Source organism: Streptomyces coryli, from assembly GCF_011044975.1.
Taxonomy (GTDB): Bacteria; Actinomycetota; Actinomycetes; order Streptomycetales; family Streptomycetaceae; genus Streptomyces; species Streptomyces coryli.
Map to the genome: position 1 here is coordinate 21,947 of NZ_JAAKZV010000063.1, position 13,514 is coordinate 35,460.

A 13,514-nucleotide genomic window follows, 5' to 3' on the forward strand; every position below is an offset into this window, starting at 1 on the left:
CGCCGCGGACTTTCTTCCCCGGGATTTTGCCTGCCGGCTCCCTGCCGAACCTTGACAAGGACCATGCCAGGACAACAGATTGACGCGCGTAGACGAACTCACTCCGGAGGCCGACCGTGCCCAACCGTCCCGTCATGTCCCGCCGTTCCCTCGCCATCGCCGCCGCGACGGCCACCGCGCTCACGGCGGGGCTGCTCACCGCGCTGCCGTCCGCGTCCGCCGCCGAGGTCCGTATCCACGACATCCAGGGCGCGGGCCGCCAGTCCCCGCTCGCCGGCCAGACGGTCGCGGAGGTGCCAGGGGTCGTCACCGGCGTCCGGGGCTACGGCTCCGCGCGCGGCTTCTGGTTCCAGGACCCGGACGCGGACGGTGAAGCGGCCACCAGCGAGGGCGTGTTCGTCTTCACCGGCAGCACGACGCCGACCGTGAAGGCGGGTGATTCGGTCCGGGTCTCCGGCACCGTCACCGAGTACGTCCCCGGCGGCGCCTCGTCCGGCAACCAGTCGCTCACCCAGATCACCAAGCCCACGGTGACCCCCGTCGAGTCCGGCGCGGAGATACCCGCGGCCCAGCAGCTCACCGCCGACGAGATACCCGACGCCTACACCGCCGACGGCGACCTCAACGCCCTCCCGCTGAAGCCGGACGCCTACGCCCTGGACCGCTGGGAGTCCCTGGAGGGCATGAACGTCTCGGTCACGGACGCCCGCGTCGTCGGCGCCACGGACGCGTTCAACGAGCTGTGGGCCACCGTGAAGCCGGACGAGAACCCGACCCGCCGCGGCGGCACCCGCTACGGCTCGTACACCTCGCAGAACGGCGGCAGACTGCAGATCCAGCAGCTGGTGCCGATCTCCGAGCACCCCTTTCCGAAGGCGAACGTCGGCGACGTCGTCACCGGCACCACCGAAGGCCCGCTGGACTACAACCAGTTCGGCGGCTACACCCTCACCTCCCGCACCCCGGTCGAGACCGAGGACCGCGGGCTCACCCGCGAGACCACCCGCGAGCAGGACCGCGATCAGCTCGCCGTCGCCACGTACAACGTCGAGAACCTGGACCCGGGCGATCCGCAGGAGAAGTTCGACAAGCTCGCCGAGGCCGTCGTCGCGAACCTCAGGTCGCCCGACGTCGTCGCCCTGGAGGAGGTCCAGGACGACAACGGCGCGAAGAACGACGGCACGGTGTCGGCCGAAGCCACGCTGAAGAAGCTCACCGACGCCATCGCGGCGGCCGGCGGCCCGCGCTACGACTGGCGGCAGATCGACCCGGCCGACAAGCAGGACGGCGGCGAGCCCGGCGGCAACATCCGCCAGGCCTTCCTCTTCAACCCGGACCGGGTGTCCTTCACCGACCGCGCCCCTGGCGACGCCACCACCCCGACGGAGGTGACGACGGTGAAGGGCCGCGCCGCCCTCACCCACTCCCCCGGCCGCATCGCCCCGGCGGACGCGGCGTGGAAGGACAGCCGCAAGCCCCTCGCCGGCGAGTTCGTCTTCCGCGGCCGGACGGTCTTCGTCATCGCCAACCACTTCTCCTCGAAGGGCGGCGACCAGGGCCTGACCGCCGCGACGCAGCCGCCGAACCGCTCGTCGGAAGCCCGGCGCACCGAGCAGGCCAAGCTGGTCAACGCCTTCGTGAAGGACATCCGCGGCAAGCAGCGGTCGGCCCGCACGGTGGTGCTCGGGGACATCAACGACTTCGAGTTCTCGGCGACGACGAAGGCCCTCACCGCGGACCGGGCGCTGCGTGCGGCGGCGTACGAACTGCCGCGGGCCGAGCGCTATTCGTACGTCTACCAGGGCAACTCGCAGATCCTCGACCAGATCCTGGTCAGCCCGTCGATCGACGACTTCGACTACGACGTGGTGCACATCAACGCCGAGTTCCACGACCAGAACAGCGACCACGACCCGGGCGTGCTGCGCTTCGAGCCCTAGGAACCGTGTAGAAGAACTACGAGGAGTGAAGTAGAAGAACTAAGTAGACCTTGCCGAAGGCGCGGTCTGACACTGTGCCACATGACCCTCACCCCCTTCGGCCGGACGGCCGCCGCAATGATCACGCCGTTCGACGCCGACGGCGCGCTCGACCTCGACGGGGCGTCGCGGCTCGCGGACCACCTGGTCTCCGCGGGCTGCGACGCCCTCGTGCTGAGCGGGACCACCGGCGAGGCGCCGACCACCACGGACGCCGAGAAGGCCGAGCTGGTACGGGCCGTGGTGGCGGCCGTCGGCTCAAGGGCCTTCATCACCGCGGGAGTCGGCACCAACGACACCCGGCACTCGGTGGAGCTGGCCCGGCAGGCGGCCGCCGCCGGCGCCCACGGCCTCATCGTCGTCACCCCGTACTACTCGAGGCCCACCCAGGACGGGATCGCCGACCACCTGAGCACGGTCGCCGACGCCACCGGCCTCCCGGTGCTGCTCTACGACATCCCGGGCCGCACGGGCGCGGGCACGGCTCTGGCGTACGACACGCTGCTCCGACTGGCCGAACACCCGCGCATCCTGGGGGTGAAGGACTGCGCCTACGACCCGCTGAAGTCGGCGCGGGTCCTCGGCGCCACCGACCTCGCCTACTACTCCGGCAGCGAGGAGAACAACCTCCCGCTCCGCGCCATCGGCGGCGCGGGCTTCGTCAGCACCGTCGCCAACGTCGCCCCGCGCGAAGTGATCGCCATCCTCGACGCCTTCGACGCGGGCGACACGGCCGAAGCCACCCGCCGCCACCTCGCCCTCGCACCGCTGGTCGAGGCGGTGATGTCAGCAGGCGTCGGCACCGTCATGGCAAAGGCCCTGCTGCGCGCCCAGGGCCTCCCGTCCGGCCCCGTACGCGGCCCGCTGAAGGACGCGGACGCGACGCAGACCGCCGAGCTGCTGGAGCAGCTGCGACGGTCCGCGCCGGAGGCGGAGCTGGTCAGCGCCTCGGCGTGAAGACCGCGGTCCAGCGACCGGGCGCGTCGTCCTTCTTGCCGCGGCCGCCGGTCAGCACCGTAGTGGTCTCCTTCTCGATGTCGACGAGCACCAGTTCGTTGTCGAACTCGCCCCTGCCCTTCCCGCACACGCCCTCGTGGCAGTCCCAGGCGATAACCCGCTTGCTGTCGGCCCAGGCCAAGAGCTGCTGGCCGGGGATTTCCTTCGCCGGCTTGCCGGTGTCCGGGTCGAGGAGATACGAGCTGGTCTTGTTGCCCTCGCCGGCGAAGTCACCCGCCATGTAGGTGCCGTCGGGCGACAGGCCCGCGGTGGGGTAGCCGCGGTGCTTCTCCTTCGGCGGGGCCGGGACCTGCTTGCCGTCCGTCGTCAGGAAGCGGATGTACGGCTTCGCCGACATGAACTCGTACAGGAGCGTCCCGTCGGCGTTCCAGCCGAAGTCCTCGCGGGGGTTGACGTGCGACGACAGCGGCATGCCCTTCGGCAGATCCAGGTCCTTCGGGTATCCCACCCGGTGATAGACCGCCTCGCCGGAGGCCACGTCGACGATGTAGAAGCCGGTCCGGCTCGCCTTCGGACCGGGCTGGTCCTTGCCGTTGACCTTCTCCTTGGCATCCCAGAAGCGGCCGTCCGGATTGCGCGCATACGCGGTCGCCACCAGCCGCTTGCCGTCAGGGGAGAACTCGACGCCTCCCACGCCCTTCGGCACCAGGATCCAGCGGTCGACCTTCCAGGTGTCGAGGTTCAGGATGCCGATCCGGTCGGCGGGCAGACCGCGTTCGAGCACGGCGGCCTGCTGCATGCCGGGGGCCACGTCCAGCCAGGCCCAGTTGGTCTTCTCGTACCGCTTCGTCGCCGGGTGGTAGAGGTGCCAGACCGGGGTGAGATCCCACTCCTTGCCCGGCAGCTTCTTCTTGTGGTTCTGGCGGTACGCCGACACCGCCACGTCCCCGGCCGCCACCAGCTGGCGCGGCGGCGACTGGTCCGGCCGGGCGATGATGTCCTGCTGCGGGATCTCCACCGCCGGGTCCGAGCCCCCTGTGCCCGGACCGAGCAGCGGAACCGCCACCGCCACGGCGACGATCGCGGCGACCGCCGTGATCAGCCCGGCGTATCTGCGGGTGCGGCGGCGGGAGCGGGTGCGCAGGACGCGGTCCGCGAGGTCCGGCTGTACCGCCGCCTCCTTCTTGTCGTCCGCGAGGTCGCGCAGCGACGCGCGCACGAGCTCTTCGACATTCACGGCCTTACCTCCGTCAGGTGGTTCGGGCCGCCCTTGAGGGCGTCACCCGAGGCGAGGGCGGAGAGTTCGGGGGCCATGGTGCGGAGCTTGGCCAGGGAGCGGCGGGTGGTGCTGCGGACGGTGCCGACCGAGCAGCCGAGCAGTTCGGCGACGTCGGCCTCCGGCAGGTCCTCGTAATAGCGCAGCACGAGCATCGTGCGCTGCCTGGCGGTCAGCCGGCGCAGCGCCTTGCCCATGACGAGCCGCAGTTCCACGGCGTGCGCGGCGTCGCCGGCCGGAGTGGTCAGCTCCGGCGGTTCGGCGACGCTGTGCTCGCGGGCGCGGCCGCGCAGCCGCCAGCGGCTGATCTGCTGGCGGTAGAGGACCTGGCGGACGTATGCCTCCGGCTCCTCGATGCGCTGCCAGCGGCCTGCCGCCTTGATCAGCGCGTTCTGCAGCAGGTCCTCGGCGGCGCCGCGGTCCCCTCCGCTGAGCAGCAGCGCGACTCTGAGCAGCACACTGGATCTGCTCTCCACGAACTCCCGGAAACTGGCCTCACTCGCACTGTCCACCGCCCCCCTCCCCTTCTCTTCCGTTGGTAAGCACCGGTGCTATCCGGGAAGACGCTTCGGGGGGCGTGCTGCTATGCCTCGGGTTTCCGGAGACCGAACGCGGGGTGCTGGTGGGGATGGTGCGGCTGCGGCTGCCGGCGCTCGTGCTCGTTCTCGCGGGCGAGGACGTCGCGTACGAGCAGCGTGGCGCCGGCGACCGCGCCCGGCATGACGAAGACCGCGACGAGCGGGATGAGGAAGAGCAGCACCAGCGGCACCCCGAAGCCGAGGGCGAGCAGCTTGCGGCCGCGCAGCAGGGCGAGGCGTTCGCGGACGGCGATGCCGCGGCGCTGCATCGCGACGGCGGTGAGCTCGGCGGCGAGGAAGAAGCCGGAGACGGCGAAGCCGATGGCGGGGATGACGGTCTGCCCGATGAGGGGGATGAACCCGAGGAAGAAGAGCGGGATGGTGAACATCAGCGCGCGGGAGAGGACGTACAGGCTCTCCTTGGCGGAGATCCACAGCTCCTGCCACAGCGGCCGCCGCGGGGCGTCGTCCGGCGCCCCGCCCTCCGACTCCTCGACCGCCTCCGACAGCTTCTCGTAGAACGGCTCACCGATCAGCAGGGTGACGGCGGTGAAGCTCAGCACGGCCAGCGCCAGCCCCCCGACCAGCAGCAAGGCCATGAACAGCCCGCGCAGCACCCCGCGCCAGGTCTCGGACCAGCCGTCGGCGAAGGGCGTCGCCCAGGTGGCGATGTCATCGGCGAAGAACCCGAGCGCCACGAGCGCCGCCGCGAAGAGCACAAACGCCACCAGCCCGGGCAGCAGCCCGAACCCGTACCACCGCCCGTGCCGGGCCACCCATTTCTGCCCCTTGCCGAGATACGCCAGCCCGGCGCCGAATTCGCTCATCCCCGCAGCCTAGAGGAGTCGCCCGCTGCGCCGCCGGGTGGAGGCGTCAGCCGCCCTTCACCCGCAGCCGCAGCCCCAGTCCGGCCGGATCGGTGTAGCGCGAGGTGTCCGCCGCCAGGCCCTCGGCCGAGCCGGGGAAGAGCCAGAAGCCGCCGCGGAACACGCGGTATTGCGGGGCCGCGGCCACCACGTCGGCATACGTGTCGCCGTTGATGTCCAGCAGCGGGAAGTCGGCGTGGAAGCCGTGGTGGATCGTGCCCTTGTGGCGGGTGGGGACGCCCGGAGTGTCCAGGTCGAAGGCGGTCGCGCCGGCCGCGGTCGGCGGGCCGTGCGCGGCGCCCGGCAGCAGCGTGAAGCGGCCGTTGTCGTCGTCCTCGCCGGGGGTGTTGATCACCAGGTCGGGGCGGCGATCGCCGGTCACGTCGCCGGTGGCCGCGGGACCGAAGCGATCGGCACCTTGCGAGTCGCCCGGAATACCCGGAGTGTCCTGGCTGTAGACGGAATTGGGGCGTCCGGTGCCGGGACCTGACTTGGCCCCGTAGACGACCGTGAGCCGGCCGGCGCCGGGCTTGGGCGCGGGCGGCGGCATGTCGCCGTAGGAGAGCAGGTCGTCGATGCCGTCGCCGTCCACGTCGCCGGCCCGGGGCATGGTGCGGCCATCGGCGGTGGCATTGCCGAGGGTGCGCGGCAGCGGCATCCGGATCAGGCCCTGCGGACTGCCGCGGTAATAGCCCTCGACCGGCGGCGGTGGCGGGTCGTCGTCCTCCTCTTCGCCCGTGTCGAGACTGAGGATCAGCGCGTCGTCGAAGCCGTCGCCGTTGAAGTCGCCCGTGAGGGGCCGGCCGCCGGCAGCGACGTCGAGGGCCGCGGTACGGGCGGGTGCCCCGTCCTTGCCGAACGGCCCGAACGCCACCGACCCCTTGCGCAGCCCGCCGGGGTTGCCGCCCTTGACGGCTGGAACGTGCCCGGGGTTGATCAGGTCGAGAGCGTCGTCGCCGTTCACGTCGGCCATCGCCCCGGCCGCGAAGTCCGCGGGCAGCTTGAGCGGCTGCGGGTCGCCGAGGCAGCCCGGGCCGCCCTTGATCACCACGGGGACCGGCGTACCGGGACCGTCCGGGTTCCGCTGGGCGAGCAGGTCCGTATAGCCGTCGCCGTCCAGGTCGCCGCGGGCGCCCGGGACCAGGCCGAGCTTGTCGAAGATGCGCACCCGGTGCCGGTCCAGGCCGCCCTTGCCGCCGTGGACGACCGCGACCTGGCTGCGGAGCAGCTGGGAGGAGGCGTCCCTGATCGACACGGTCGTCGCGTAGTCGTCGTATCCGTCCTGGTCCAGGTCACCCGCGCCCTTCGCGCCCCGGCCCTCCGGCCCGGAACGCTCGCCGCACTGCCCGGTCGCGCGACCGCCCTCCTCGGACCGCCCGGAGCCTGCACTGCCGCACCCGGCGAGCAGCACGGCCACACAGCCGGCTATTGCGGCGAGGGTGTGGGTACGCAAGGGGCCTCCTCGGAGCTGCGGGACTGAAGCGGTGACGGAGACACGGAGCGCCCCTCACGGATGAGGGGCGCTCTTCGCCTGCTTTGGGCGGTGGGACTCAGTTGTGGCTGTGCAGGACGTCGTTGAGGCCGCCCCAGACCGCGTTGTTCGGGCGGGCTTCCACCGTGCCGGTGACCGAGTTGCGGCGGAAGAGGATGTTGGAGGCGCCGGAGAGTTCGCGGGCCTTCACCACCTGGCCGTCGGGCATCGTGACGCGGGTGCCCGCGGTGACGTAGAGGCCGGCCTCGACCACGCACTCGTCCCCGAGGGCGATGCCGACGCCCGCCTCGGCGCCGACGAGGCAGCGCTCGCCGATGGTGATGCGGACGTTGCCGCCGCCGGACAGGGTGCCCATGGTGGACGCGCCGCCGCCGATGTCGGAGCCGTCGCCGACGACGACGCCCGCCGAGATGCGGCCCTCGACCATCGAGGTGCCGAGGGTGCCGGCGTTGAAGTTGACGAAGCCCTCGTGCATGACGGTGGTGCCCGCGGCGAGGTGCGCGCCGAGCCGGACCCGGTCGGCGTCGCCGATCCGGACCCCGGCCGGGGCGACGTAATCCGTCATCCGCGGGAACTTGTCCACGCTGGTGACCGCCAGGTGCAGCCCGTCGGCGCGGGCGTTCAGCCGCGCCTCCTCCAGCTTGTCGACCGGCACCGGGCCGAGGTTCGTCCAGGCCACGTTGGCGAGGAGGCCGAACTGCCCGTCCAGGCTGATGCTGTGCGGCTTGACCAGCCGGTGCGAGAGCAGGTGCAGGCGCAGGTAGACGTCGTGCGCGTCGGCCGGCTTCTCGGCGAGCGAGGAGATCACGGTACGGACGGCGACGATCTCCACGCCGCGGCGCGGGTCCGGGCCGAGGGCCTTGGGCGCGGCGGCGCCCAGCAGCTCGGCGGCGCGCTCGGCGTCCAGCCGCTCGGTCCCGGCGGGGCCGGGCGCCTCGGCCAGCTCGGGCGCCGGGAACCAGGTGTCCAGGACGGTGCCGTCCGCGGCGACGGTGGCCAGGCCGGCGGCGACGGCGCCGGTGGTGGTGAGGGTGTCGTTCGTAGCAGTCACGCCCCTGAACCTAACCGGACGGGGGGCCGGGAGGCGAACCGGTCTCGGACTGCGGGCGCCGCGCGCCGTGCCCATACCGGCCGCTCAGTGCGCCCCGGCGAGGTTCAGCACCGCCACGCCCGCGATCACCAGCGCGATGCCCAGGAACTTCGCCGCCGTCGCCGACTCCCCCAGGAACAGCATCCCGATCGCCGCGATCACCGCCGTCCCCGCCCCCGACCAGATCGCATAGACCGTCCCCACCTCGAGCGTCTTCAGCGTCTGCGCCAGCAGCCAGAACGACACCGCGTACCCGAGGGCCGTCCCCAGCGACGGCCACAGCCGGCTGAACCCGTCGCTGTACTTCATCGAGGTGGTGCCCAGCACCTCCGCCAGAATCGCGCCGCCCAGGGTCAGATAGATCATGTCCCGAGCGTACGCAGCCGGGGTGGCCGGTATGGCCCGATTAACGGCAGCGCCCGATCAGTCGAGGACCGGATGACGGGATTCCACGGGCACGCGCTCCGCCTGGCGCCCGAGCCGCGGCCCGACCGCCAGCACCACGACGCCGGCCACGGCGGCCAGCCCCGCGCACACCTCCCACAGCATCCCGGGCGCCAGCTCGTACAGCCCGCCTCCCAGCGGCGGCGCCAGCACCACGCCGCTCACCGAGACGCCGGCGTACAGGCTCTGGAAGCGGCCCTGCAGCCCCTCCGGCGCCTGATCCGCCACGTACGCCGTGGCCGGGGTCTTGTAGAGGATCTCGCCGAGCGTCAGCAGCAGCATCATCCCGATCGCCGTGCCCAGGCCCACCCCCAGGGCGAGCACCGCATAGCCCGCCCCGACCAGCAGCAGTCCGCAGCCGAAGATCCGCAGCGGCGGGTGCTTGCGCAGGGCCAGCGTCGCGGGCAGCTCGAGCAGCAGGATCATGCCGCCGTTGATCGCTATCAGCCAGCCGTAGACGTGGGTGTCGAGGCCGTGCCGGCCGAGGTCCACGGGCAGCGTCGAGTACTGCTGCCGGTAGGCCATGTCCGTCAGCAGGGTCGCCCCCAGCAGAAGCAGCACCCCGGGCCGGGCGCGCAGCGCGGCCCAGACACCGGACCGCGGCGCGTCGTCTTCCTTGGTACGGGCCCGGCGCCGCCCCTCCGCGGGCAGCACCCGCGCCGAATACGCCGCGACCGCGAGCACCGCGAGCCCCTCGACGGCGAAGAGCCACCCGTACGACACGTACGCGATCAGCAGCGCCCCGAGCGGCGGCCCCACGGTGACCCCGGCATTCGCCGCCAGCCGCCACACCGCGAAGGCCTGCCGCCGCTCCCCCTCCGGCACCACGACCGCGACGAGCGCGGCGCTCGCCGCCCGCATCGTGCCGCCCGCGTACTGCCCGAGCGGCAGCGCTACGTAGAGCAGCGCCACCGGCAGCACCGGCAGGCTCAGATACGCGAGCCCGGTGACTGCCGCGCCGGTGATCAGCACCCGCCGGTGCCCGAAGCGGTCGCCGAACCAGCCGCCGGTGAAGTTCCCCGCCACCATGCCCGCGCCGCCGATCCCGCTGAGCACGCCGGCCTGGGCCACGGGGAAGTCGCGCGCGTCGGTGAGATAGACGAAGAAGTAGATGAAGGTGAACGACACGAAATGCTGGAAGAAGGTCGAACCCGCCAGCAGCCAGACCGTCTTCGGCACCTTTCGCAGCGTGCGCAGCATGCTCGGCGACCCCCCGCCATAGTCCGTTCGATGCTCGATGCTCGATGCTCGATGCGGAACGGACTATGGCAGAGGGGTTCGGCTCAGCGCATGCCGGGGACCCAGATCGACCAGTCGTAGTAGTCGGTGCCGGGGAGCTTCCGCGACTGGGAGGGGCTGGGCGCGGGGTCGCCGCCGCCGTCGTCGCCGCCCGAACTCGAGCCGCCGCCCGAGGTACTTGACCCGCCGGACGTGCCGGAGCCGCCGGTGGTGCCGTCGTCGCCGGAGTCCCCGCCGCTCGTACCGCCGGACCCGCCGGACCCGCTCGACCCGCCGCCGGTCGCGTCCCCGCCCCCGGCCGAGCCGCCGGCGTCCGCGTCCTCGCCGCCCTGCGGCCGCGCACCGTCGCCGTCGGAACCCGCGCCGGCGGCGGCGTCGCGGCTATCGGGCTCCTTCTTGCTCTCGGCCTTGTCGGCATCGTGATCGGGCGACGACTTCTCCGCCTTCTCACTGGCCGCGCTGCTCCCGGGTTCGGTGGGCCCGAACGGCGGGGCGCCGGAGGACGCCTGCGCCCCGTCCCCCGCATCCGCCTGATCCCGATGCTGCGACTCAGGCCCGTCGGGCCCCTGCACCGCCAGCACCCCGAAGGCCGCACTGGCGGCGAGCACGACACCGACGGCGGCCCGTATGACCCAGCGCTCGGCTTTGGGCTGCTCGTGGGGGTCGAGGACGGGGGCAGCGGCGGTGGACGCGGCCTCCTCGGGAGAGACGAACTCCGCGAGTACGGCGGGCAGGAGGGCGGTGTCGCGGTCGGCGGAGGGCGCGGCATCGGGCTCGCGGCTGAGCTCCGGCACGAGCTCCCGCTCCGGCTCCGGCTCAAGCACGGGCTCGCCCACCCGCTCTGGCTCCCACCCAAGCGCGGGCTCGCGCTCAGCCTCGGGCTCGCCCTCCGGCTCGGGCTCCCACCCGAGTACGTGCTCGCGCTCGGCCTCGCCCGCCGGCTCCAACGCCGGCTCCGGCTCCGCCTCAACCGCGTAATCGGCCTCGGCCAGCTGCTCCGCCCAAGCCACCGCCGAAACGCCGTCGACCAGCTCCTCCACCTCGTCCGGCTCTCCGTCCCCAGCCGGCACACCGGACCAACTCAGCCCCAGCGCACCCGCCTCCACCACGGCCGAGGTAGACGTCCCTTCCACCGCATACGACTCGGTCCACGCGATCACCGCATCCGCATACCCCTCCGCGGCATCGAAGGCCTCCAACGCAGCCCGGGCATCATCCTCATCCCGCAGGTCACCCCCACCCGCACACAGACACAGCCCGGCCGACAGCGCCGCATCGTAGATGTTCAGCGGATCCGCACCCGCACCGCTCTCGCCGCCCTCGCCCCCTCCCCCGAGGGAATCGCGAGCCGCCCGGATCCCCCACAGCGCCCACACGGACGGATCGAACCCCATCGGCCCGATCCTCCGCCCCCCGGGCACCCCCTCGCCGGAGGCGGAGGCGGAAGCCAACGTCCCGCCCTCGTCGAGCGCCCCGCCCCACGCATGCCCGGACGCCACCATCCCCATCCCGGCCAGGAGTTCCCACCCCAGCCGGCTCCCCGGATACGTCACCGCGAGGCTCGCCTCCGCGTGCCGGTAGGCCGCGAGCGCGGTCGCGGGGATGCCGACGTGCGCCGGGACGGCCGGCACCTGGGCAGGGTCGTCCGAGGCGCCCGCCGGGGGCCCTGCGGGTGGCAGGTCGGTATGGAATGGCCGGGACGGCTGCTCCTGGTTGTCGGTCAACGTTCCCTCCGGCACCGCTTCTTTGCGACGACTTTGCGACGACGACGCACTGGCGCAGCGGAACGTACTTCCGGCAACTATGCAGATCAATGGGTTACTTACAACTGTCGGCCCCTTTAGGCGAAGATTGTCACCGCCCTCAGTAATTCGAACACCGCGCTTGTCACGCGATCAGCGTCCGCTTGGGCCGTACGACGCAGAACTCATTCCCCTCCGGATCCGCCAGCACGGTCCACGACTCCTCCCCGGTCTGCCCAACGTCCACCCGCCGGGCGCCCAGCCGGATGACCCGCTCGATCTCCGCGTCGCGGTCCTCGGCCGTGGTGGTCAGGTCGATATGCAGCCGGTTCTTGGTCCGCTTCGGCTCGCTCACCGGCATGAAGCAGATCCCGGCCGGCGCGTTCTCGTACGGGCCGATGACGATCTCCCGCTCCCGTACGGACAGAATCGGCCAGTCCAGCACCGCGGCCCAGAAGCGGGCGAGGCGCGGCAGGTCGTGCGTATCGATGACGATGTGGTGCAGCTGCAGCGGCATGCCCCGATCGTCGCGCAACTCCCGCGCAACCGGCACCCGGTATCCACGGGACATGCGAAGACGAGGACTTCTGCTCGCCGCCGCCGCGGCAGCGCTGGGCGCCGGCATCGCCTCCGTACCGGCCCCCGCCGCCCAGGCCGCCACCGGCGCCCCCAACAACGACCCGGCCTTCCTGCAGGCCTACGTGAACAACGTGGAGAACCTGCCGACGGTCGGCCTCCAGTGCCCCGGCGACTGGCAGGACCTGGTCCACTACATGAAGCTGCAGACGTACCGGCCCGACGTCTTCGTGATGCAGCAGATCAGCAATCAGACGCAGCTCAACAGCTATACCGCCCGGCTCTCGCAGGAGTTCGGGGAGACCTACCGGGCGGTGATCGCCGAGCCCAGCCCCGCCGCGATGAACAGTCCCTGCGGCGCCCCGAAGGACCACCAGACCAACGCGGTGATCTACCGCACCGGCCGTTTCGACCTGAAGAGCGACCCGAACGCCGAGACGAAGCGCTGGCAGGCCCAGTCGGACGAGAGCGGCAGCTGCGCCAACAACGATCAGGCGCGGACGAAGGCGGTGAAGGTCCGGCTGCACGACAAGGCGGCGAACAAGGACGTCACGGTGGCCTCGGTGCACTGGCCCACCGCCGCGTCCGGCGGCCCCGCGTGCGCCGAGTCGAACGCCGCGGAGGCCGCCGCCGAGCTGACCCAGGACGGCTACGGCGGCAGCCTGCTGATCTTCGGCGGCGACGCCAACATCACGGACCTGGACGGCGCGGCGTACCGCGGCTGGTACGCGAAGACCAACGGTGACCTGGGCGGCAGCCGCGGCTACCGCGACGGGGTGTACGCGGCCTGCGCCGGCGACAAGGCGTGCCTGGCGAAGAACTGGACGCTGAGCGGGACATCACGCCGTATCGACTTCCTCTTCGCGAGGAAGGGCGCGGGCGGCCTGCCGGCGACGTCCGACGCACACACCGTCACCTGGGACGAGGGCGACGCCGCCGACAAGCAGCTGACCGGGGACGACCGGGCGGACATGAACTACTCGGATCACCGGGCGGTGCGGGTGCGGGTGCATTACTGAGCCGGCGGGTCCCCGGTGAGCTTGGCCAGCTCGGTCTGGAAGTGATCCAACCGGGCCTGGAGCAGCGCCGCTTCGGCGGCGAGTTCGACGACGGTGCTGTCGCTGCCGGCTATCGGGGCCATACCCGCGGCCGCCGCGACCCGCACCCGCAGCCCCTCCCCACCCAGCCGCCCGAACTCCGCCGCTCCGACGGCCTTCCGCGCCCCCGCGCACCCGGCGCACGCCGGTTCCACCGCGAGCCACCCCGGCCGCCCCC

The 13,514-nt window shown here is 72.2% G+C and carries 12 protein-coding genes and 1 pseudogene; 3 read left to right on the forward strand and 10 right to left on the reverse strand.

The window, feature by feature from the left end; genetic code table 11:
- Positions 1–134 precede the first annotated feature (134 nt).
- On the forward strand, positions 135–1,940 hold the full coding sequence (locus G5C51_RS16445; protein ID WP_165237943.1) for an endonuclease/exonuclease/phosphatase family protein: 1,806 nt from the start codon (positions 135–137) through the stop codon (positions 1,938–1,940).
- Positions 1,941–2,021: 81 nt separating this feature from the next.
- Positions 2,022–2,936, forward strand: a complete 915-nt coding sequence (dapA, locus tag G5C51_RS16450) for a 4-hydroxy-tetrahydrodipicolinate synthase (protein ID WP_165237945.1) — start codon at positions 2,022–2,024, stop codon at positions 2,934–2,936.
- Here the strand turns inward: dapA and G5C51_RS16455 are convergent.
- The 9 genes from G5C51_RS16455 to G5C51_RS16495 form a co-directional block, all read right to left on the reverse strand.
- Complete coding sequence (locus tag G5C51_RS16455) at positions 2,920–4,173, reverse strand: WD40 repeat domain-containing protein (protein WP_165237947.1); 1,254 nt, start codon at positions 4,171–4,173, stop codon at positions 2,920–2,922. The two genes, dapA and G5C51_RS16455, sit on opposite strands and share 17 nt — an antisense overlap.
- Positions 4,170–4,724, reverse strand: a complete 555-nt coding sequence (locus tag G5C51_RS16460; protein WP_165237949.1) for a SigE family RNA polymerase sigma factor — start codon at positions 4,722–4,724, stop codon at positions 4,170–4,172. The genes G5C51_RS16455 and G5C51_RS16460 overlap by 4 nt, the downstream gene beginning before the upstream one ends.
- Positions 4,725–4,795: 71 nt before the next feature.
- Positions 4,796–5,617, reverse strand: coding sequence for an EI24 domain-containing protein (locus tag G5C51_RS16465; protein WP_165237951.1), 822 nt, complete (start codon positions 5,615–5,617; stop codon positions 4,796–4,798).
- A 46-nt stretch (positions 5,618–5,663) separates the two neighbouring features.
- Positions 5,664–7,109, reverse strand: coding sequence for a hypothetical protein (locus G5C51_RS16470; protein WP_165237953.1), 1,446 nt, complete (start codon positions 7,107–7,109; stop codon positions 5,664–5,666).
- 97 nt (positions 7,110–7,206) lie between these two features.
- A complete protein-coding gene (gene dapD / locus G5C51_RS16475; protein WP_338118172.1) occupies positions 7,207–8,199 on the reverse strand; it encodes a 2,3,4,5-tetrahydropyridine-2,6-dicarboxylate N-succinyltransferase in 993 nt (330 codons plus the stop codon).
- Between the two features lie 84 nt (positions 8,200–8,283).
- Positions 8,284–8,604, reverse strand: coding sequence for a DMT family transporter (locus G5C51_RS16480; RefSeq protein WP_165237957.1), 321 nt, complete (start codon positions 8,602–8,604; stop codon positions 8,284–8,286).
- A 57-nt stretch (positions 8,605–8,661) separates the two neighbouring features.
- Positions 8,662–9,879, reverse strand: coding sequence for an MFS transporter (locus tag G5C51_RS16485; RefSeq protein ID WP_165237970.1), 1,218 nt, complete (start codon positions 9,877–9,879; stop codon positions 8,662–8,664).
- Between the two features lie 86 nt (positions 9,880–9,965).
- On the reverse strand, positions 9,966–11,645 hold the full coding sequence (locus G5C51_RS16490) for a lytic transglycosylase domain-containing protein (protein WP_165237959.1): 1,680 nt from the start codon (positions 11,643–11,645) through the stop codon (positions 9,966–9,968).
- A 163-nt stretch (positions 11,646–11,808) separates the two neighbouring features.
- Positions 11,809–12,180, reverse strand: a complete 372-nt coding sequence (locus tag G5C51_RS16495; RefSeq protein ID WP_165237961.1) for a VOC family protein — start codon at positions 12,178–12,180, stop codon at positions 11,809–11,811.
- Between the two features lie 52 nt (positions 12,181–12,232).
- Here G5C51_RS16495 and G5C51_RS16500 point away from each other — a divergent pair, with 52 nt between their 5' ends.
- Positions 12,233–13,258: a hypothetical protein gene (locus tag G5C51_RS16500; RefSeq protein WP_165237962.1), complete on the forward strand. Its 1,026-nt coding sequence runs from the start codon at positions 12,233–12,235 to the stop codon at positions 13,256–13,258.
- Here the strand turns inward: G5C51_RS16500 and G5C51_RS16505 are convergent.
- A pseudogene (locus G5C51_RS16505) lies at positions 13,252–13,514 on the reverse strand (hypothetical protein); the annotation flags it as partial. The gene G5C51_RS16500 and the pseudogene G5C51_RS16505 sit on opposite strands and share 7 nt — an antisense overlap.

Bases quoted from the DNA above. Each gene is read 5' to 3' on its own strand.
- G5C51_RS16445 (WP_165237943.1), top strand. From the start codon at position 135: ATGTCCCGCCGTTCCCTCGCCATCGCCGCCGCGACGGCCACCGCGCTC.
- dapA (WP_165237945.1), top strand. From the start codon at position 2,022: ATGACCCTCACCCCCTTCGGCCGGACGGCCGCCGCAATGATCACGCCG.
- G5C51_RS16465 (WP_165237951.1), bottom strand. From the start codon at position 5,617: ATGAGCGAATTCGGCGCCGGGCTGGCGTATCTCGGCAAGGGGCAGAAA.
- G5C51_RS16480 (WP_165237957.1), bottom strand. From the start codon at position 8,604: ATGATCTATCTGACCCTGGGCGGCGCGATTCTGGCGGAGGTGCTGGGC.
- G5C51_RS16495 (WP_165237961.1), bottom strand. From the start codon at position 12,180: ATGCCGCTGCAGCTGCACCACATCGTCATCGATACGCACGACCTGCCG.
- G5C51_RS16500 (WP_165237962.1), top strand. From the start codon at position 12,233: ATGCGAAGACGAGGACTTCTGCTCGCCGCCGCCGCGGCAGCGCTGGGC.